This is a genomic window from Leifsonia sp. Leaf336 (genome assembly GCF_001423695.1).
In the GTDB taxonomy this organism is placed as follows: Bacteria; Actinomycetota; Actinomycetes; order Actinomycetales; family Microbacteriaceae; genus Leifsonia.
The window spans coordinates 1,406,373-1,425,984 of the sequence record NZ_LMOZ01000001.1 but is presented as its reverse complement, the minus strand read 5'-3'; the positions used below and the strand labels follow the sequence as shown (position 1 = coordinate 1,425,984).

Annotated in this window: 19 protein-coding genes and 4 tRNA genes; 8 read left to right on the top strand and 15 right to left on the bottom strand. The window is 69.6% G+C overall.

Translation table 11 applies throughout. From position 1 onward, the window contains the following. Positions 1 to 27 precede the first annotated feature (27 nt). The 7 genes from ruvB to pdxS all read right to left on the bottom strand — a co-directional run bounded on the left by ruvB (position 28) and on the right by pdxS (position 6,415). Positions 28 to 1,065, bottom strand: coding sequence for a Holliday junction branch migration DNA helicase RuvB (gene ruvB / locus ASF88_RS06900; RefSeq protein ID WP_055915822.1), 1,038 nt, complete (start codon positions 1,063 to 1,065; stop codon positions 28 to 30). After that, positions 1,062 to 1,697 carry a Holliday junction branch migration protein RuvA gene (gene ruvA, locus ASF88_RS06895; protein WP_055915820.1) on the bottom strand — a complete coding sequence of 212 codons (636 nt, stop codon included), beginning with the start codon at positions 1,695 to 1,697 and terminating at the stop codon, positions 1,062 to 1,064. The genes ruvB and ruvA overlap by 4 nt, the downstream gene beginning before the upstream one ends. Beyond that, positions 1,694 to 2,293 carry a crossover junction endodeoxyribonuclease RuvC gene (ruvC, locus tag ASF88_RS06890; RefSeq protein ID WP_200935256.1) on the bottom strand — a complete coding sequence of 200 codons (600 nt, stop codon included), beginning with the start codon at positions 2,291 to 2,293 and terminating at the stop codon, positions 1,694 to 1,696. The genes ruvA and ruvC overlap by 4 nt, the downstream gene beginning before the upstream one ends. Before the next feature lie 15 nt (positions 2,294 to 2,308). Continuing rightward, the gene (locus tag ASF88_RS06885; protein ID WP_055915815.1) at positions 2,309 to 3,070 is read right to left on the bottom strand and encodes a YebC/PmpR family DNA-binding transcriptional regulator; all 762 of its coding nucleotides are present in this window, start codon (positions 3,068 to 3,070) and stop codon (positions 2,309 to 2,311) included. 122 nt (positions 3,071 to 3,192) lie between these two features. Continuing rightward, complete coding sequence (locus ASF88_RS06880) at positions 3,193 to 4,857, bottom strand: FAD-dependent oxidoreductase (RefSeq protein ID WP_055915814.1); 1,665 nt, start codon at positions 4,855 to 4,857, stop codon at positions 3,193 to 3,195. A 39-nt stretch (positions 4,858 to 4,896) separates the two neighbouring features. Then, positions 4,897 to 5,523, bottom strand: a complete 627-nt coding sequence (pdxT, locus tag ASF88_RS06875) for a pyridoxal 5'-phosphate synthase glutaminase subunit PdxT (protein ID WP_055915811.1) — start codon at positions 5,521 to 5,523, stop codon at positions 4,897 to 4,899. Beyond that, on the bottom strand, positions 5,513 to 6,415 hold the full coding sequence (gene pdxS / locus ASF88_RS06870; RefSeq protein WP_055915809.1) for a pyridoxal 5'-phosphate synthase lyase subunit PdxS: 903 nt from the start codon (positions 6,413 to 6,415) through the stop codon (positions 5,513 to 5,515). The genes pdxT and pdxS overlap by 11 nt, the downstream gene beginning before the upstream one ends. A 95-nt stretch (positions 6,416 to 6,510) precedes the next feature. Here pdxS and ASF88_RS06865 point away from each other — a divergent pair, with 95 nt between their 5' ends. Beyond that, positions 6,511 to 7,839, top strand: a complete 1,329-nt coding sequence (locus tag ASF88_RS06865; protein WP_055915806.1) for an aminotransferase class I/II-fold pyridoxal phosphate-dependent enzyme — start codon at positions 6,511 to 6,513, stop codon at positions 7,837 to 7,839. A gap of 40 nt (positions 7,840 to 7,879) precedes the next feature. Then, positions 7,880 to 8,731: a pyridoxal kinase PdxY gene (pdxY, locus tag ASF88_RS06860; protein WP_055915804.1), complete on the top strand. Its 852-nt coding sequence runs from the start codon at positions 7,880 to 7,882 to the stop codon at positions 8,729 to 8,731. A gap of 18 nt (positions 8,732 to 8,749) precedes the next feature. Here the strand turns inward: pdxY and ASF88_RS06855 are convergent, their stop codons facing one another. The 4 genes from ASF88_RS06855 to ASF88_RS06840 all read right to left on the bottom strand — a co-directional run bounded on the left by ASF88_RS06855 (position 8,750) and on the right by ASF88_RS06840 (position 14,208). Continuing rightward, positions 8,750 to 9,340: an HIT family protein gene (locus tag ASF88_RS06855; protein WP_055915803.1), complete on the bottom strand. Its 591-nt coding sequence runs from the start codon at positions 9,338 to 9,340 to the stop codon at positions 8,750 to 8,752. Beyond that, the gene (thrS, locus tag ASF88_RS06850; RefSeq protein WP_055915801.1) at positions 9,328 to 11,292 is read right to left on the bottom strand and encodes a threonine--tRNA ligase; all 1,965 of its coding nucleotides are present in this window, start codon (positions 11,290 to 11,292) and stop codon (positions 9,328 to 9,330) included. The genes ASF88_RS06855 and thrS overlap by 13 nt, the downstream gene beginning before the upstream one ends. Before the next feature lie 79 nt (positions 11,293 to 11,371). Further along, on the bottom strand, positions 11,372 to 12,949 hold the full coding sequence (locus ASF88_RS20035) for an FG-GAP repeat domain-containing protein (protein ID WP_082518783.1): 1,578 nt from the start codon (positions 12,947 to 12,949) through the stop codon (positions 11,372 to 11,374). A gap of 185 nt (positions 12,950 to 13,134) precedes the next feature. Next, positions 13,135 to 14,208 (bottom strand): alkene reductase, encoded by a 1,074-nt coding sequence (locus ASF88_RS06840; RefSeq protein WP_055916807.1) that lies wholly within the window; start codon positions 14,206 to 14,208, stop codon positions 13,135 to 13,137. A 219-nt stretch (positions 14,209 to 14,427) separates the two neighbouring features. Between ASF88_RS06840 and ASF88_RS06835 the strand changes: the two genes are divergently transcribed. The 4 genes from ASF88_RS06835 (at position 14,428) to ASF88_RS06820 (ending at position 16,389) form a co-directional block, all read left to right on the top strand. Beyond that, entirely contained in the window at positions 14,428 to 14,727 is a 300-nt protein-coding gene (locus ASF88_RS06835) for a hypothetical protein (protein WP_235493313.1), read from the top strand. 42 nt (positions 14,728 to 14,769) lie between these two features. After that, on the top strand, positions 14,770 to 15,222 hold the full coding sequence (locus tag ASF88_RS06830; protein WP_235493312.1) for a hypothetical protein: 453 nt from the start codon (positions 14,770 to 14,772) through the stop codon (positions 15,220 to 15,222). A 110-nt stretch (positions 15,223 to 15,332) separates the two neighbouring features. Next, the gene (locus ASF88_RS06825) at positions 15,333 to 15,665 is read left to right on the top strand and encodes a hypothetical protein (protein WP_055915793.1); all 333 of its coding nucleotides are present in this window, start codon (positions 15,333 to 15,335) and stop codon (positions 15,663 to 15,665) included. 97 nt (positions 15,666 to 15,762) lie between these two features. Continuing rightward, positions 15,763 to 16,389 carry a hypothetical protein gene (locus ASF88_RS06820; protein WP_235493310.1) on the top strand — a complete coding sequence of 209 codons (627 nt, stop codon included), beginning with the start codon at positions 15,763 to 15,765 and terminating at the stop codon, positions 16,387 to 16,389. 40 nt (positions 16,390 to 16,429) lie between these two features. On the opposite strand, the gene ASF88_RS06815 is transcribed toward ASF88_RS06820, so the two are convergent. From ASF88_RS06815 to ASF88_RS06805, 3 genes are all read right to left on the bottom strand, one after another. Then, positions 16,430 to 16,504: transfer RNA gene (locus ASF88_RS06815), tRNA-Val, on the bottom strand. Between the two features lie 22 nt (positions 16,505 to 16,526). Continuing rightward, positions 16,527 to 16,597: transfer RNA gene (locus ASF88_RS06810), tRNA-Cys, on the bottom strand. Positions 16,598 to 16,666: 69 nt separating this feature from the next. Continuing rightward, positions 16,667 to 16,739 (bottom strand) — tRNA-Gly (locus ASF88_RS06805). A gap of 187 nt (positions 16,740 to 16,926) precedes the next feature. On the opposite strand from ASF88_RS06805, the gene ASF88_RS06800 reads away from it, so the two are divergent. Then, positions 16,927 to 16,999, top strand: a tRNA-Val gene (locus tag ASF88_RS06800). A gap of 94 nt (positions 17,000 to 17,093) precedes the next feature. Next, the gene (locus tag ASF88_RS06795; RefSeq protein WP_055915788.1) at positions 17,094 to 18,269 is read left to right on the top strand and encodes a MalY/PatB family protein; all 1,176 of its coding nucleotides are present in this window, start codon (positions 17,094 to 17,096) and stop codon (positions 18,267 to 18,269) included. Here ASF88_RS06795 and ASF88_RS06790 read toward each other — a convergent pair. Next, positions 18,266 to 19,567, bottom strand: coding sequence for an O-acetylhomoserine aminocarboxypropyltransferase/cysteine synthase family protein (locus ASF88_RS06790; protein ID WP_055915786.1), 1,302 nt, complete (start codon positions 19,565 to 19,567; stop codon positions 18,266 to 18,268). The genes ASF88_RS06795 and ASF88_RS06790 overlap by 4 nt on opposite strands. Between the last annotated feature and the right edge of the window lie 45 nt (positions 19,568 to 19,612).

The following is a 19,612-nucleotide window of genomic DNA, read 5'->3' as shown; positions in this document are numbered from 1 at the left end:
GGGGGGTAGGCGAGTGGCCAGCTTGAATTATAGGTCATCCATCAGGGACGGTTGCTGTGAGTGCCCCTGCTGCGGGCTGGATAGCCCGAAGTGGCGCCAGGCCGCCGGTGTGGCGACGCGCCCGCGCGGCGTGCGCGACAGCAGCCCGATACGCACCAGGAACGGCTCGACGACCGACTCGATGGTCTCCGCCTCTTCTCCGACCGAGACGGCGAGGGTGTTCAACCCGACCGGTCCTCCGTCGAAACGCTCCAGAATCGCGTGCAGCACGGCTCGGTCGAGACGGTCGAGGCCGAGCGCGTCGACGTCGTAGAGCTCGAGGGCGGCTCGCACGGCATCCAGGTCGGCGCGGCGCCCGTGGACGAGGGCGTAGTCGCGAACGCGGCGCAGCAGACGGTTGGCGATACGCGGAGTCCCGCGGCAGCGGCCGGCGATCTCGGCGAGGGCCTCCCGGTCGATCTCGAACTCCAGCATCACGGCGGCCCGCGAGAGCACCTGCGTCAGTTCGCCCTCGTCGTAGAACTCGAGGTGCGCCGTGAAGCCGAAGCGGTCGCGCAGCGGATTGGGCAGCAGCCCGGAGCGGGTGGTGGCGCCGACGAGCGTGAACGGCGCGAGGTCGAGCGGGATGGAAGTGGCGCCTGCGCCCTTGCCGACCATGATGTCGATGCGGTAGTCCTCCATCGCCAGGTAGAGCATCTCTTCCGCGGAGCGCGCCATGCGGTGGATCTCGTCGATGAAGAGCACCTCCCCCGGGGTCAGCGACGAGAGCAGAGCGGCGAGATCGCCCGCGTGCTGGATCGCCGGACCGCTCGAGAGGCGCAGCGGCCGCTCGCTCTCGTGCGCGACGATCATCGCGAGGGTCGTCTTGCCGAGCCCGGGAGGCCCGGCGAGCAGGATGTGGTCGGCCGTGCGCTCCTGCATCTTCGCGGCCGTCAGCAGCAGCTGCAACTGGCCGCGGACTTTGGCCTGGCCGACGAACTCCGACAGCGTACGCGGGCGGAGAGCACCTTCGAACGCGAGCTCCGACTCGGATTCCAGCTCGGGGGCGGTCAGGTCGTCGCTCATCGGCTGGCGCCCTTCGGAGCCGTGGCGGCCGGGCCGAGCCGGGCGAGCGTCAGCCGCAGCAGCGTCTGCACAGAGTCGCGCGCACCCTCATCCGTCTCGGCCACGACGTCGGCGACGGCCTCCGCCGCGACCTTCTCAGGCCAGCCGAGACCGACCAGTGCGACGAGCACACTGTCGGGGACGGCGGAGGGCCGACCTCCGGCCTTGACGGCGCGTGCCGGTGCGCGGCGGGCGGCCGCGAGCTTGCCTGTCAGGGAGACGACGATGAGCTTGGCGGTCTTGGGCCCGATACCTGACACCTTGCGGAACGGCGCGTCGTCGTCGGCCGCCACGGCGTCGGCCACCTGATCGGGGCTGAGCACCGACAGGACGCCGATCGCCGACTTCGGGCCGACGCCCGAGACGCCGTTGAGCAGTTCGAAGACCTGCAGCTGCTCGAGGTCGGCGAAGCCGAAGAGCTGGAGGGCGTCTTCGCGGACGATCAGCGAGGTGTGGACGAACGCCTCCTCACCGACGCGCAGGGACAGCACGTGGTCGGGGGTGAGCTGCACGGCGAAGCCGACGCCTCCCACCTCGATCACTGCGGAACCGCCGATCGCAGAGAGAACGGTACCGCGGAGGGAGGAGATCACCTGGCTAGCCTACGGGGCACCGCCGACGCACGAGCGGAGCGCTCGGCGGCGCGCCATGCCGCCTGGGCGGGAGTCTGCGCAGATGCAGGCTCCGAACCGGGGCCCCTGGGGGTGTCGGCCATCGGCGAGCCGCGCCATGCGTGACAGATGGCGATGGCGAGAGCGTCTGCGGCGTCGGCCGGCTTGGGCGCCTCCGCCAATCCGAGGATGCGCGCGACCATCGCCTGCACCTGCCGCTTGTCGGCGGAGCCGTAGCCGGTGATGGCGGCCTTCACTTCGCTCGGCGTGTGCAGGGCGACGGGGAGGCCCCGACGCGCGGCAGAGTGCAGTGCCACACCGCTGACCTGGGCCACGCCCATCACAGTCCGGAGGTTGTGCTGGGCGAAGACGCGCTCGATGGCGACGACCTCCGGCCGATGCTCGTCGAGCAATGCGTCGATGCCCGCGCCCACCGCGAGCAGCCGCTTCTCGAGCGGCATGTCCGCCGGCGTGCGGATGACCGTGACCTCCACCAGCGTCGCGCGGCGGTCGGGGCGCACATCGACGACGCCGACGCCGCAGCGCGTCAGACCCGGGTCGATGCCGAGAACCCGGATCGTCATCGCGTCGCCTTACTCGTCGTCTTCGAGCTGCGCCTGCACCTCGGGGGTGATGTCGAGGTTCGTGTAGACGTTCTGCACGTCGTCGGAGTCTTCGAGGGCGTCGATCAGGCGGAACACCTTGCGCGCCACCTCGACATCGGCCTCCACGTTGACCGTGGCCACGAACTCGGCGTCGGCCGAGTCGTAGTCGATCCCCGCGTCTTGGAGCGCCGAACGGGCGGCGACGAGGTCGGTCGCCTCGGTCAGCACCTCGAAGCTCTCGCCGCGGTCGGTGACCTCCTCGGCGCCGGCGTCGAGCACCGCAGACAGCACGGCGTCTTCGTCGACACCGTCGGCGTGCGGCACCACGATGACGCCCTTGCGGTGGAAGTTGTACGCGACGCTGCCCGGGTCGGCCATGGTGCCGCCGTTGCGGGTCATCGCAGTGCGCACTTCAGCGGCCGCGCGGTTCTTGTTCTCGGTGAGGCACTCGATCAGGAGGGCGACGCCGCCGGGACCGTAGCCCTCGTACATGATGGTCGAGTAGTCGATGGACTCACCGGTGAGGCCGGCGCCGCGCTTGATGGCGCGGTCGATGTTGTCGTTGGGGACCGAGGTCTTCTTGGCCTTCTGCACCGCGTCGACCAGGGTCGGGTTGCCGGAAAGGTCGGCGCCGCCGGTCTTGGCCGCCACTTCGATGTTCTTGATGAGCTTCGCGAACGACTTGGCGCGACGGGCGTCGATGACCGCCTTCTTGTGCTTGGTCGTTGCCCACTTGGAATGCCCGGACACTGGTGCTCCCTCGAATTGCCGTTGAACCTGTCCATAATAATGCCTCGGCCGGGGCCGGCCCGAAGGCGACGGCGTCGGAGGGTCGGAGGTCCGAGGGCCGGAGGCCCGTACGCGAATGAGAGCTAGTGCGCCGCGAGCGCGCGGTGCACCGAGGCGACGGCGCTTGCCCCCTCGCCGACCGCCGCGGCGATGCGCTTCATCGAACCGTGGCGCACATCCCCCGCCGCGAACACCCCGGCGATGCTCGTCTCGAACGGCAGCGGCCCGCGGCCGGTGGAGGGCTCGCCCGGCGGGAGGTCGACGTCGGTCAGCAGGAACCCGCTGCCGTCGACCGCCGCGCCGCTCAGCCAGGAGGCCCGCGGTTCGGCGCCGACGAAGCAGAACAGCGCGGCGGCGGCGAGCTGCTCGCGCTCCCCCGTCGCCGACGACGTCAGCGTCACCGCCTCCAGCTGATCGCCGCCGTGCAGCGCGGTCACGTCCGAGGACGGGTGCACCGTGATCCGCTCGTGGGACACGACGCGGTCGACCAGGTATGCCGACATCTTGGCCGCGATGTCCGGCCCGCGTACGACCAGCGCGACCTCGCTCCCGAGCCCGGCGAGGTACAGGGCGGCCTGGCCCGCCGAGTTCGCCCCTCCGACGACGACTGCCGGGCGTGCGGCGACCGTGCGCGCCTCCAGCTCGGTGGTCGCGAAGAAGATGCTGCCGCCTTCGAAGTCCGCCCAGCGGTCGAGCGGGAGGCGCCTGTAGCGGGCGCCGGTCGCGACCACGATCGCCTTCGCGCGGATGCTCTCCCCCTCGGCCAGGGTCAGCTCGTGGCCGCCCGGCGACGGCGCGAGGGCGGTGACCTCCGCAGGGGCCGAGAGCCGCACGCCGAACTTGAGCGCCTGGACGAGCCCGAGCTCGGTGATCTCCCCTCCGGAGACGCCGGCCGGGAAGCCCAGGTAGTTCTCGATCCGGGAGCTCGCCGCCGCCTGGCCGCCCGGGGCGAGCGCGTCGAGCACAAGGGTGGAGAGCCCCTCCGATGCGCCGTAGATCCCGGCGGCGAGTCCGGCCGGCCCTGCGCCCACGACGACGAGGTCGAACTCGTCGCCGTCGCGGTAGCGGTAGGCGAGCCCGACCGCCTCGGCGAGGGCGAGCGGAGTCGCGCCCGCGATGACGGTATCGCGGGCGACGACGATCGGGAGGTCCAGCTCCGCGTGACCGGAGGCCTCCAGCGCCGCACGGCCCCGATCGGTCCCGACGTCGTTCCAGCGATGCGGCAGCTCCATCCGTGCGGCGTAGCGGCGGAGTGCCATCGCACCGGCCGAACCCTCGGTCCCGAAGATCTGGGTGGTGCGGCCCGCCGCGGCCATCAGCAGGCGGCGCCGGGCCCGGAACGCCCCCAGCAGGGTCTCGGACAGCGACCCGTCGTTCGACATCAGCTGCTTGAAGACGGCATTCGGGATGCGCCGGACGGTGCTGGGCTCCACGATCCGCGCCGTCAGCAGCGAGGCCTGCCCCGTGAGCATGCTCAGCTCGCCGAGGAACTCACCCGCCTGCCACTCGGCGACGACGCGCGCGGGCGAGTCGGCCGTGGCCTCGCGGACGATGTCCACTCGTCCCGACTCCATGACGAAGAAGTCGAGCTCGTCGTCTCCGGCGCGGAACAGCGTGTCACCGACCGCGAACTCCTCGGAGGCGCCGAGGGCGAGCAGCCGCGCGAGCACATCCTGCTCCAGGACGGGATTGGCCGCGGTTCCGACCGGGACACGGAACGGCGGCCGCTCGGCCGAAGGGGTCGACACGCCGCGATCATAGAGCGCGCCGGCGTGCCCGCACCATCCTCAGACCCGGGCGTCCACCCGTGCCCGCACCTTGGCGAGGAAGTACGCGTGGAAGCGCGTGTCACCGGTGATCTCCGGGTGGAACGAGGTCCCCAGCAGGTCGCCCTGCTCCACGGCGACGACACGGCCGTCAGGCACGCGCGCCAGCACGGTCGCGCGCTCCCCCACGCTCTCGACGATCGGTGCGCGGATGAAGACGGCGTGCACCGGCTCCTCGCCCAGCTGCGGGATGTCGAGATCGGTCTCGAACGAGTCGACCTGCGAGCCGAACGCGTTGCGGCGCACCGCGACGTCCAGGCCGCCGAGGCTCTGCTGGCCTGCGATGCCGTCGACGATCGTGTCGGCGAGCATGATGAGCCCTGCGCACGTGCCGTAGACGGGCAGCCCTCCCGCGATCGCGGCCCTCAGCGGCTCGGCGAGCCCGAACGCGCGGGAGAGTTTGTCCATCACACTCGACTCGCCGCCCGGGATGACCAGGCCGGCGACCTGCTCCAGCTCCTCCTGGCGCCGCACGGGGACGGCATCGGCGCCCAGGCCGCGCAGGACCGCGATGTGCTCGCGGAAGTCGCCCTGCAGGGCCAGGACGCCGACGCGGGGGCCGGTCGCCTCGACGGGGCTACCAGCCACGCTCGGCGAGGCGGTGCGGAGCGGCGAGGTCGGAGACGTTGATGCCGACCATCGCCTCCCCGAGCCCGCGGGATACATCGGCGATGACCTTGGGGTCGTCGTAGAACGTGGTCGCCTTCACGATCGCGGCCGCGCGCTGCTCCGGATTGCCCGACTTGAAGATGCCGGAGCCGACGAACACGCCGTCGGCGCCCAGCTGCATCATCATCGCCGCGTCGGCAGGAGTGGCCACGCCGCCCGCGGTGAACAGCACGACCGGGAGCTTGCCCGTCTCGGCGATCTCGGCGACCAGCTCGTAGGGCGCCTGGAGGTCCTTCGCGGCCACGTAGAGCTCGTCGCGGGTCATCGACTTCAGCGCGTTGATCTCCGACGTGATCTTGCGGATGTGCTTGGTGGCCTCCGAGACGTCGCCGGTGCCTGCCTCGCCCTTGGAGCGGATCATCGCCGCGCCCTCGTTGATGCGGCGCAGCGCCTCGCCGAGGTTGGTGGCGCCGCAGACGAACGGCACGGTGAACTTCCACTTGTCGATGTGGTTGACGTAGTCGGCGGGCGACAGCACCTCGGACTCGTCGATGTAGTCGACGTCGAGCGCCTCCAGCACCTGAGCCTCGACGAAGTGGCCGATGCGCGCCTTCGCCATGACCGGGATGGACACCTCCGCGATTATCGCCTCGATGAGGTCGGGGTCGCTCATCCGGGCGACGCCGCCCTGCGCGCGGATGTCGGCGGGTACCCGCTCGAGCGCCATGACGGCGACGGCGCCGGCGTCCTCGGCGATGCGCGCCTGCTCCGGCGTGACGACGTCCATGATGACGCCGCCCTTCAGCATCTCGGCCAGGCCGCGCTTGACCCGGCTCGACCCGGTTGCGGTGCCCTGTTCTGTGTCTGTCATCGTCGCCCTCTCTGCGGTACAAAAAGTATTTTGGCCTATGCCGAACGATAGCATCCCCCTGAGGGCTCAGTAGACTCGGAAGCCGGGGAGTGGAATTGGACGAACAGGTCATCACGGGCACGACGGCGGCGGAGATCGCCGCCAGCGTCCGCGAGCTGCACGAGCGTGGGGCGCTACGCCGGGGCGACGCTCTGCCGCCGGTACGCGAGCTGGCCGCCCAGCTGCAGGTCAACCGCAACACGGCCGTCGCCGCCTACCGGCTGCTGGCGCAGGCCGGAGTGGTCGTCGCGCGCGGGCGCGCCGGCACGGTGATCGCCGGTGTGGAGGCCGTGGCCCAGGAGGGCTTCGCGGCCGACAATGTGCTGCGCGACATCGGAACGGGCAATCCCGACCCCGGTCGCATCCCGGATCTCTCCGCCGCGCTGGCCCGCGCCGTCGGCCGGCCGGTGCTCTACGGCGAGCCCGTGATCGACCCCGCACTGCAGGCGCGCGCGCTGTCCTGGATCCGCGAGGACCTCCCGGAGCACGCCGTGCGGATCACCGTGACCAACGGGGCCGTCGACGCGGTCGAGCGACTGCTCGCCCAGGCGCTCCTCCGCGACGACGCCGTCGCCCTCGAAGACCCCTGCTTCCTCGCCAGCATCCACACGGTCCGGCACGGCGGCTACCGCGCGGTGCCTGTCCCTGTCGATGCCGAGGGGATGACCGTCGACGGCCTCCGTGCGGCGCTCGATGCCGGCGTCCGGGCGATCATCTGCACGCCGCGGGCGCAGAACCCGACGGGAGCGACGCTCTCCCCCGCCCGCGCGGCTGAGCTGCGCGCCCTCCTCGCCGATCATCCGTACGTGCTCGTGATCGAGGACGACCACTTCTCGATGCTGTCCCAACGGTCGTACGAGACCCTGATCGGTCCCGAGCACCAGCGGTTCGCGCTGGTGCGCTCGGTGTCGAAGTTCCTCGGCCCCGACATGTGCCTGGCCGTCGCCGCGACGGACCCCGAGACGGCGGACCGGCTCGCTTTCCGGCTCAGCCCGGGCACCACCTGGGTCAGCCACATCCTCCAGCGGCTCGTGCTGGCCCAGCTGAGCGACGCGTCCGTCCTCGCCGAGATCGCGGAAGCAGGACGCCACTATGCAGAGCGCAACGAGCTGTTCGCGGCGCGGCTCACCGAGCGCGGGTTGCCGACCGAGGCCGCCGACGGGCTCAACCTCTGGGTCGACCTGCCGGTCGAGGCCAGACTCGTCGCCGATCGGCTGATGCGCCGCGGCTGGCTGGCCCGCACCGGCGACGAGTTCGTGCTCGGGGATCGGAGGGCGCCGTCGCAGCAGCTGCGCCTGACCGTGCACGACCTCACCGCGGACGAGGCCGACCGGCTGCTCGACGATCTCGCGGAGGTGACGGAGGCCGCGGGCCGGCGCTCCTGACCCGACGAAGGCAGTGCCCGCGGGATGAGAGGATCGAGGGATGAAGATCCTCTCGATCCAGTCCGCTGTCGCCTACGGTCATGTCGGCAACAGCGCCGCCGTCTTCCCCCTGCAGCGCATCGGCGTCGAGGTGCTCCCCGTCTACACGGTGAACTTCTCCAACCACACGGGGTATGGCGCCTGGCGCGGTCCGCTCATCGCGCCCGATGACGTACGCGAGGTGATCACCGGCATCGAGGAGCGCGGTGTCCTCGGGCAGATCGACGCCGTGCTCTCCGGCTACCAGGGCAGCGAGGGCATCGGCGACGTGATCGTCGACGCGGTCGCCCGCGTCAAGGCCGCCAACCCGAACGCCGTCTACGCGTGCGACCCGGTGATGGGCAACGCGAAGTCGGGCTGCTTCGTGGCACCGGCGATCCCCGACCTCCTGCGCGATCGGGTCGTGCCGGTGGCCGACATCATCACGCCGAACCAGTTCGAGCTCGGCTACCTCACCGGCACCGAGCCCGCCGACCTGGAGTCCACCCTCGCGTCCGTCGACGCCGCACGGGCGATGGGCCCGCGCACCGTCCTCGTCACGAGCGTCGAGCGACCCGACCAGCCGGAGGACACCATCGAGATGCTCGCGGTCGACGACGCCGGCGCGTGGATCGTGCAGACGCCGCGCCTGCCGCTGAAGGCGAACGGCTCCGGCGATGTCACAGCGGCCCTGTTCACCGCCCACTATGTGGCCTCGGGCGACGCTGCGAGCGCGCTGAGCAAGACTGTGTCGAGCGTGTACGACCTCCTCGACCGCACGCTGCAGTCGGGCGAACGCGAGCTTCAGCTGGTCGAGTCGCAGGAGTCCTACGCGAGCCCGCGCGAGCAGTTCACGGTCACGCAGGTGCGCTGAGCGCCCGTCCGATCGGTATTAGTCGTCGCTCTTGGGCCAGGCGTCCGCGAGCGCGGTGCGCACCTCGCCGAGGAGCTGCGGGAGCGCCTTGGTGCGGGCGATGATCGGGAAGAAGTTCGCGTCCTGCGCCCAGCGCGGCACGATGTGCTGGTGGAGGTGCGCCGCGATCCCGGCACCGGCCACCGATCCCTGGTTCATGCCGATGTTGAAGCCGTCGTTCCTGGACACCTCGCGGATGACGCGCATCGCCGTCTGGGTGATGCTGCCGATCTCGGCGACCTCCTCCGGGGTGGCGTCGTCGTAGAGGGCGATGTGGCGGTACGGGCACACCAGCAGGTGGCCGCTGTTGTACGGGAACAGGTTGAGCAGCGCGTACGCGTACTTCCCGCGCGTCACGATCAGGGCGTCCTCGTCGCTCAGCGTCGGCGCCACGCAGAACGGGCAGCCTTCGTGGCCGGGGTCGCCCTGCTGGATGTAGACCATCCGGTGCGGCGTCCACAGCCGCTGGAACTCGTCAGGCACACCGACCAGGTACGACGGGTCGTCGACGCGGACGGGGCCGTCGGTCCCGTCCGCGTCGACGCCGCGGGTGTCGCTCAGCCCTGCCATGCCGTATCGACCAGCTCGTGGCTGCCGATGCTCGCGACGATCCGCTCGATGGCGTCGTCGACCGTCACGCCGTTGAGCTGCGTGCCGTCGCGGAAGCGGAAGCTGACCGTTCCGGCGGTCGCGTCCTCCTCGCCGACGATGAGCTGGAACGGCACCTTGGCCTTGGTGTGGGTGCGGATCTTCTTCTGCATGCGGTCGTCGGAGTGGTCGACCTCCGCCCGCACCCCGCGGGCCTTCAGCCGCGCGATGACGTCGTCGAGGAACGGCCCGTAGGCGTCGGCCACCGGGATGCCCACCACCTGGACCGGCGACAGCCAGACCGGGAACGCTCCCGCGTAGTGCTCCAGCAGGATCGCGAAGAACCGCTCGATAGAGCCGAGCAGGGCCCGGTGGATCATCGCCGGCTGCTTGCGGGTGCCGTCGGCCGCGTTGTACTCCAGCTCGAACAGCTCCGGCTGGTTGAAGTCCAGCTGCACCGTCGAGAGCTGCCAGGTGCGACCGATCGCGTCGCGCGCCTGCACCGAGATCTTGGGGCCGTAGAACGCAGCGCCCGCCGGGTCGTCGACGAGCTCGAGGCCCGATTCGATCGCCACCTGACGGAGGGTCTCGGTCGCCGTCTCCCAGCTCTCGTCGCTGCCGACGTACTTCTCCGGGTCCTTCGTGGAGAGCTCGAGGTAGAAGTCGTGGAGGCCGTAGCCGCGCAGCGTCTCGAGCACGAACTCGAGCTGGCGCCCGACCTCGTCCTTGATCTGGTCGTCGGTCACGTAGATGTGCGCGTCGTCCTGGGTGAGGCCGCGCACGCGGGTCAGGCCGGAGAGCGTTCCCGACTTCTCGTAGCGGTAGACCGTGCCGAACTCCGCGAGCCGCAGCGGCAACTCCCGGTAGCTGCGGCCGCGCGCACGGAAGATCAGGTTGTGCATCGGGCAGTTCATCGGCTTGAGGTAGTAGTCCTGCCCCTGCCGGGTGATGTTGCCGTCCGCGTCGCGTTCCTCGTCGAGGTGCATCGGCGGGAACATGCCGTCTTTGTACCAGTTGAGGTGCTGGCTGGTCTCGAAGAGATGCGCCTTGGTGATGTGCGGGGTGTTCACGACCTCGTAGCCGTTCGCGATCAGCCGCTCGCGCATGTAGTCCTCGATCTCCTTGCGGATGATCCCACCCTTGGGGTGGAACACCGCGAGGCCCGAGCCGATCTCCTCTGGGAAGCTGAACAGGTCGAGCTCGGCGCCCAGCTTGCGGTGGTCGCGCTTGGCGGCCTCCTCCATGCGGGTCTGGTAGGCCCGCAGCTCGTCCTTGCTCGGCCACGCCGTGCCGTAGATGCGCTGCAGCTGCGGGTTCTTCTCCGAGCCGCGCCAGTAGGCCGCAGCCACACGGGTGAGCGCCCAGCCGTTGCCGATCATGCGCGTGTTCGGGAGGTGCGGGCCGCGGCAGAGGTCCTTCCAGACCGTTTCACCGCTCTTGGGGTCGACGTTGTCGTAGATGGTCAGCTCGCCCGAGCCGACCTCCACGGACTCGTCGCCGCCCTCGGCCGCTCCACCCTTCAGCCCGATGAGCTCGAGCTTGTAGGGCTCGCCCGCGAGCTCGGCACGCGCCTCGTCATCGGTCACGACCCGGCGGACGAACCGCTGGCCCGCTCGCACGATCCGCGACATCTCTTTGTCGAGCGCCTTGAGGTCCTCCGGCGTGAACGGCTCGGCGACGTCGAAGTCGTAGTAGAAGCCGTCGGTGATGGGCGGCCCGATGCCGAGCTTCGCCTCCGGGTTCACGGCCTGGACGGCCTGCGCGAGCACGTGCGCCGTGGAGTGGCGGAGGATGTTGAGCCCGTCGGGCGAGTCGATCGTGACCGGCTCGACGGTGTCGGTGGTCGTGACGGTCGTCGCGAGGTCCTTCAGCTCACCGTTGACGCGCATCGCGACAACGGAACGGTCGGTGAAGAGCTCGAAGCCGTCGGCCACCTGTCCACTCCTATGAGTCGTATTCCAATGGGATGGATCAACTCTAGTCGGCGCGAGCGAGGCGGCAGGACGTCCGGCGTCACGGCACCAAGGTGTAGGCCGCCGACCACCAGCCGGACCCGATCACCGTAGGCTGCGCATTCGGATCCAGGGGATTCTTGAGATAGAGAAGCTGGCCGCTCCGACCCGGGTCCGCAGCCACGATGCCGGACGAGCCTCGCCCTTCGTAGTCGCCGACAGACCAGCCGTCCAGTGCCGGGGCCATACTGCTGGGTTGCACGATGGGAATCGAAGTCGGGAAGGGAGTCGGGTTGCCCGCGGGTGTGCGGTTGAGATCGAGGCTGTATCCGCCCGGGGTGAGGTCGGCGTAGCCGTCGGCATTGAGGTCGGCGAGGGCGGGACCGTGCCCGTTCAGATCCTGGGCTACCCCATCGGCAGGCAGTTGCGCACCCGAACTGAACGGACGATGCAGCGGGTCGGTCGCTATCCGGTTCTTGTAGAACCAGCGGGTGCCGTCGGAACGTTCGGCAACGACGTCGGCGTAGCCGTCCCCGTCGACGTCGCCGACCGCGATCGAGGTGAACGACTGCCACCCGGAGCCGATCGTCGTACCGGACGAGAACGGGAGCTTGGCCGGCGAGCTCCCGATGTTGTTGTAATAGGCGACCAATGCACCGTCGGAGCGGATGGCGACCAGGTCGGCCACCCCGTCGCCCGAGAGGTCTCCCATCGTGACGTTCCGCATCCCGTAAGCCGCGCTCCAGCCGGTGCCGATACTGCGGCTCGTCGAGAACGGAACCCGGCCCGGGTTCGAGTTGATGCCGTTCTGGTACAGGAGAAGACGGCCGGCGATGTCGATCGCCAGGAGGTCGGCGTATCCGTCGCCGGTGATGTCCGAGTCGTGCATCTGGGCAGCGCGCTTCCGGGCTGTCGTGATCCGCGGGCACGGGTCAGCCGTCGTCGAGAACGTACCGCTCGCCAGTGTGCCCGCTTGGCCCGGAGCCCCGACATACCAGTTGTACGTGTCGTTCGCCAAGAAGCGGTAATTCGTCGACGTCTGTTCGAACGCGATGGTCCCGTCTGCCCGCGCCGTCGGCACTCCATAGGCTCCACTCGTCGTCGCGCCCGAGATGTTGATGGGATAGGTCTGGCCTGGTACGAGTCCGCTCAGATCGGCTGTGAAGTCGATAGCGGATGAGCTCTCGCCCTGTGGGGTCAGATAACGCAGGGGACAGTCGAGTGCGGCGGTCGGCGTCCCCGACACCCGCACGGGACTGGCACACGAGCTGGCAGTCACGTAGCCCACGCCCTGAATAGCGTTCGCTTGCCACGCAGTCAACTCATACGCTGCCCCGGACTGAAACTGCCCAGTGAGCGTGGTGTCCACCGTCGCCTGGCCGTTCGAATCGGTCGTCGCGGTGAGCGACCCATAGGGCCCCGTGGGAGGCGATTGCTGCGGCACGGTGACTTCGATCGTGTAGCCGGTGTCAGGCGCGAGCGAACTGAGTGATGTCGTGAGATGCGCCGTGCTGTAGTAGCCGGGCTGCAGGCTTCCGCAATCGATGGTGATCGACGAGGCTGAAAAGGCCGTTGGAATCGAATCGGCGAGAGCCGGCGATGCCAGCATCCCCCCTCCCGCGACCATGGCGATCGCCACCACGAATCCGACAAGCAGGCGACGCAGACGTGATCCCACAGAGTACCTCTCGGTCAACAGCGCCGCGGCGGCGCCACGTCAGGCTATCGGCGGAAGTCCCGTCGACCGATACCCGCGAACGCGGGCCACGGGAGTGGCGCTGCCCGTCGGCAGTGTAGCGGCGCAGCCGCGAAGCCGCCCATCCACTACGCGCTCAGGCGCGGATAGTCCGTGTAGCCCTCGGCGCCCGACCCGTAGAACGTAGCCGCGTCGGGCTGGTTCTCCGGGTGCTCGCCCTTCCAGCGCTCGACGAGGTCCGGGTTCGCGATGGCGAGGCGGCCGACGGCCACCGCGTCCGCGTGCGCGTCCTCGACCAGCGCGATCGCCTCGTCGCGCGTGGTGACCGCCCCGAATCCGCTGTTCACGATGAACGGGCCGCCGAAGCGCTCGCGGAGGTCCTGGACGAGTGCGCCGGCCGGGTCGCTGTGCAGCACGCTCACGTAGGCGAGGCCGAGCGGCGCCAGTCCGTCGACCACGGCCTCGTAGGTCGCGGTGGCATCGGCAGGGTCGGTCTCGAAGACATCCTGGATGTTGTGCATCGGCGACAGGCGGATGCCCACTCGCCCGGCGCCCACGGCCTCCGCGATCGCTGTGGTCACCTCGACGACGAAGCGGGCGCGCGCCTCGGGGGTTCCGCCGTACTGGTCGTCGCGGACGTTGGACACCGGCGAGAGGAACTGGTGCAGCAGGTAGCCGTTGGCGCCGTGCACCTCCACGCCGTCGAGGCCGGCGACGATGGCATTCTTCGCCGCTGCGACGAACTCGTCGCGCACGGTCGCGAGCTCTTCGGAGGTGAGCGCGTGCGGCACCGGGTAGGCGACCTTGCCTGCTGCGGTGCGCGCCTCACCGTTGATCGCGACGGCGCTCGGGGCGACGACACGATCCGTTCCGTTGATCTGCTGGTGCGACACGCGCCCGCTGTGCATGAGCTGCAGGACGATGCGGCCGCCCTTGGCGTGCACTGCGTCGGCCACGGCGCGCCAGCCGGCGATCTGCTCATCCGTGACGATGCCGGGCTGGCCGGGGTACGCACGGGACTCGTGACTCGGGTAGGTGCCCTCGGAGATGATCAGACCCACGCTCGCCCGCTGCGCGTAGTGTTCCGCCACCATGGGCCCCGGGATGCCGGCCTCGCCCGATCGCGTGCGGGTGAGCGGCGCCATCACGACGCGGTTGGGAAGGTGGAGGTCTCCGAGCGAGACGGGAGAGAACAGATCCATCGAGGGCATGCCTTTCGGTTCACGGATGCGATACGGCCAGTCGGGCCGAGCCGCGGCGATCAGGTCGCGCAGCCTGTGAGGCGAACAGCGAGCGCATCCGCACTATTCCGAGCGGTTCTCCGCGTCGCGGTTGAGGCGGTCTCAGCAGCGGCGGCCTAGACACGCGATGCAGCTGGCCCGCTAGCATCGTGACCAACGGCGACGAGGGGGATGTCCGTCATGGAGTCGAAACTGCGACCGAAAGTGGTGCTGTGGTGGGGCATCGGCCTCGCCATCGCCGGAATTCTCGTGACCCTGTTCCTGCCGCAACTCGCCTACACGGCCGTTCAGCAACCGAGTTCGGCGACGGGTGTCGACCAGGGGCTCCTCCTCGTGCTCGATCTGGTGATCCGCGTGATCGGCCAGGTCATGACGCCGCTCGGTGTCGCGCTCATCGGGGCGTCCGTGGTCATGGCGTACGTCGGCCGGCTGCTGACGCCGACGCCATCCGAAGCCGACCCCAGCACGGTCGAGATGTGACGTCGGGCTGAGGCCATGACGTGGCTGCGGCGAGGAGTAGCAGTGGTGGTCGGCGTCTTGGCTGCAACGCTGCTCGCGGGATGCGCCCCACTGTTCGCCGTGTGCGCCATGCCCGACATCCGCCCGCCTCACGTCAGTGTCGATGCGTCGATCTGGCTCCGGCTGCATGCTGGGGGCACCGTTCACGCCTGCTACGCGGGCGCCTGTGACGATGATGACGGAACCAGAGTGTCGTTCGAGGTCCTGGTCCCCCGCAACGCGGACCTCACAACCAAGCACGACCTCGTGGTCACACTGGCCGACGGGACGGGCACGACGATTGAGACTGCGCAGGTGGCGCTCGAAGTCGTGCCCGGGCAGAAGGGGTCACCGTGTCCGATGCCAGACCAGTGGAGCCGCGAGATTCTGATCGGCGCGGACGGACAGATCCAAGTGGGCGGTCCAGACGACGGGCGCATCATTGTTCCCACTCCGGCGATGACGGCCGGATCGTGACCCTGGTCACCAGCCGCCACACCGGACCTCCCTGACAAGCGCGGCGGGACCTTGCCGTGAAGTCCGGACGAAGTCAAGCGGTAGCCAGAATCAACGATCGGGGGGCTCGAATGACGGTGTCGGAGTATGGCCTGGCGCTCATGGCGGCCGCCGACGCCCACCTCTTCACCCAGTGGAACTTCGTGACGCGGATGCTCATGCTCGGCGTGTTCATCGCGATCGGCTGGATCCCGGTCGCCCTTGTCATCATCGCTGTCGCGGTGCGGCCGCAGTGGGCGACCTTCATCGCGCTCGGCGTGGTCGGCGCGGTGATCCTTGCGGCACTTTTCGCGGTCGTCTGGGTGCCGAACGCCGAGCCGGCCAATGGCTTCGGAGCTGTGGTCCTCTGTCACTTCACTTGCGATTCGGCCGGGTCGACCGTCCATTTCACTTCGCTCGGCTGATCCCCTTTCCGCCCACCCCGGGGATCCTCCTCATGGGCGAGACGTATCCGTCGTTCGGGCGACGCATCCAGCCGTTCACCGGCGTCAAGGTGGAAGCGTGCGTTGGCGAACGGTTCTGAAGTGGATGCCCGGCGGGCTGTTCATGCTGCTCGCCACCGCAGGCGTCTGGCTCTTCGCAGCCGACTCAGGGAGGCCTGACGTACTGCTGGTGGGAACGCTCGATGGCTCTCAGCTCGGACTGCTGCTCATCATCCTCGCCGCGGGAAGCGCCGTCGTCGCCCTCATCCAGACGGCCGTCCTGGCGAGTCGGCTGCGACAGCCGCTCTGGCGGTATCTCGTGCGGCTGATCGCGGGGCTGCTGCTCGCGGCAGCGGTGCCACTCGCGTACGCGCTCATGCTCGTGGCGGCGTTCGCCACGGTGGACTCATACCAGCGACTCGACGTTCCCGGACACAACGTCGCGGTCCGGACGTTCACGTGGCACCATCGCAGTCTCGACATCCTCGAGCAGGACGGACTGTTGTTCCGCCCAGTGGCGCTTTGCGGCAACCCGCTGCCGGTGGATGGCTATGACGCCTTCTCCGCGGGAGAGTACGAGGTGGTCGTTCGCGGTGGTCACGATGTGATCCGATTCGCCGAGGGTCCGCTCGGGTCCTTCACCGGCGAGGCCGTCCTCGGGGCAACCCTGGGTGATGACGTGTCGGCGAGCTGCGGCTCGGGATGAGCAAAACGACGAAACCCCCGGAATTCCGGGGGTTTCTCTGTGGTGGGCGATACTGGGATCGAACCAGTGACCTCTTCCGTGTCAGGGAAGCGCGCTACCGCTGCGCCAATCGCCCGAGCCTGAACGCATCAGGATCGAGGTGGATACGGGATTCGAACCCGTGTATACGGCTTTGCAGGCCGCTGCCTCGCCTCTCGGCCAATCCACCGAAGCCACAACACGGAAGAACCGTACCGTATTCGAGAGGCCCGGAATCCGAGGAAACCAGGCCGACTCGAGCGGATGACGAGACTCGAACTCGCGACCCTCACCTTGGCAAGGTGATGCGCTACCAACTGCGCTACATCCGCATTTCGCACCCCGGTCTCCCGTGGCACTTGAATGACTTTAGCCGATCCCCGCTCCGATGACAAAACCGGCCGCGCGCGCCGGGTGTGTCGCGACGCGCAACGCCCGGTGCGCCGCCCCGATGTGCATTCGGGGTGCGGGGTCGGCTAGTATCGAGTCTCGCAGCCGGAACCGTCCGGCCGCAGCAACGGGCGATTGGCGCAGTTGGTAGCGCGCTTCCTTCACACGGAAGAGGTCATCAGTTCGAGTCTGGTATCGCCCACCGCGCAGAAGGGCCTCCGATGGATCGGAGGCCCTTTTTACGTTCCGTGACGCCCGCGCTCGCGCGCCCGCCCGCCGTGCGGCACCCTTTCCCAATGAGCTTCACGCCGGCACGCCCCCTGGAGCAGCTCTTCGCGTCCAGGTCGAGCATCAAGTGGCGCCGGTATCCGGCCGACGTGCTGCCGGTGTTCGTCGCCGAGATGGACTTCGACGTGGAGCCGGCCATCCTCGATCGGGTCGCGGACACCCTCCGCAACTCCGACACCGGTTACCTCGACTCGGCCGGGCCGCTCGCGCCGGCGTTCGCCGACTTCGCCTGGAGCTCCTGGGCGTGGGGCGTCGACCCGGAGTGGGTGCACCTGGCCACCGACGTGACCGTCGGCGTCGTGGAGACGCTGCGGCTGGTGCTGCCGGAGTCCGGCGGCCGGGTCGTGCTCACGCCTCCGGTGTACCCGCCGTTCTTCGAGATGATCGAGGAGGCCGACGCCGTCGCTGTCACGGTTCCGCTGCTCGAGGACGCCGGCTGGGCGCTCGATCTCGACGGGCTGGAGGCCGCCTTCGCCGCAGGGGTCGACGCACTGCTGCTCTGCAACCCGCAGAACCCGACGGGCCGATGTCACAGTCGTCGCACACTGGAGGCGCTCGCGCGTCTCGCCGCCCGGTACGGAGTCTTCGTCGTCAGCGACGAAGTGCACGCCCCGCTCGCCCACCCGGGCACCCGCTTCACCCCGTTCGCTCCCGTCGCCCGCGCCGCGGGGGCACGCTCCGTCACCGTGACCTCCGCCAGCAAGGCCTGGAATCTCGCCGGCCTCAAGTGCGCGGTCATCGTCGCAGCCGAGCCCGCGACCGCCGCCCTGCTCGAGCGGCTGCCGGAGGAGCTCGCCGCTCGCACGAGCATCCTCGGCCTGCACGCGAACGTCGCTGCTCTCGCCTGTCTGCGGTGGCGCGACGGGCTGCTCGACCAGCTCGTGGCGAACGTCCGCCTCCTGGAGGCCGAACTCGCCCTCCATGCGCCGGGCGTCGCCGTCGTACGCCCCGACGCCGGCTACCTCGCCTGGCTCGACTTCCGCGCCGCCGGGCTCGGCGACGATCCGGCCCGCACGCTCATCGAGGTCGGCCGGGTGGCGCTCAACTCGGGGCTGGCGTTCGGCGAGCAGGGCCGCGGCTTCGCCCGCATCAACCTCGCCTGCGACCCGAGCACGGTCGTGGAGGCCGTGCGCCGCATCGCACACACCATCGCCGTCGTCCGCTCCCCCGCCCTCGCGGGTTAACCTGCGGCGGCGCCCAGGGCACGGGTCAGGTCGGCGAAGAGGTCGCGGGGGCTCTCGAGGCCGATGGAGAGGCGGACCAGGCCGGGTGTGATCCCGGCCTCCAGCCGCTCGGCCTCCGTGAGCTTGGCGTGGATCGTGCTACCCAAGTGGATCGCGAGCGTACGGACGTCGCCGATGTGCGTCATCGGGCTGATCAGCTCCAGGGCGTCCAGGAAGCGGCGTGCGGCCTCCTTGCCGCCCGCAAGGTCGATCGAGACGATGGCGCCTGCGCCGCGGGGGAGGTACCGGAGCGCGAGGTCGTGGAACGGATCGCCCTCAAGCCCCGGGTAGTGCACCCGGGCGACCTCCGGGCGCTCCTGCAGCCACTCGGCGACGGCCTGGGCGTTCTGCACGTGCCGGTCCATCCGCACCGATAGGGTCTCTATGCCGTGCAGGAGCAGGAACGTGCTGAGCGGCGGCACGGTCGGCCCGTACTCCAGCACGATGACGGTGCGCAGGTAGGCGAGCAGCGCACCCGCACCGAACCGCTCCACGAAGGAGGCCGCACCAGGGCGCGGAGGCTCGGTCAGCTGCGGGAACCGTTCGGACTGAGCGCTCCAGTCGAAGCGGCCGGCGTCGACGACGGCGCCGCCGATCACCGACCCGTGGCCCGACAGCCATTTGGAGGTCGAGTGGATGACGATGTCCGCACCGTCGTCGATCGGTCGCCACAGGTAGGGCGTCGGCACGGTGTTGTCGACCACCAGCGGCACTCCGGCCGCGTGCGCGATGGCGGACAGCCGTGCGATGTCGACCACCTGGTTCAGCGGATTGGGCAGGGTCTCGGTGTACACGGCCTTCGTGTTCGGCCGGAACCGCGCCGCCCACTCCTCGTCGGTCGCATCGTCGTCGACGTACTCGAAAGCGATGCCCTGGCGCCGCAGGATGCCGCGGAACATCTCGCGCGTGCCCTCGTAGAGCGAGCGCGTGGCGAGGATGTGGTCACCGGACTCGGCGAGCGCGTTGATCGCGGCGGCGATGGCGGCCTGACCGCTGGAGACGACGATGCCGTCGACGCCGCCCTCCAGGTCGGCGATGCGGCGGCCGGCGACCGCGTTCGTGGGGTTGTCATTGCGCGAGTAGGCGCGGTAGCGGCTGCGCCCGGCGAAGCGGTCCTCGCCGTCGTCGAAGTCGTCGAAGACGTAACCGGCCGTCTGGTAGATGGGCGTGACGCGGGCGCGGGTCTCGGCGTCCACGACCGATCCCGCGTGGATCTGGCGGGTCTCGAAATCGAGGGGGCGCGAACAGTCGTCAGGCATGCGGCCACTGTAGTGACGAGGGGGCGGGGTCGTGGAGGTCCTCTT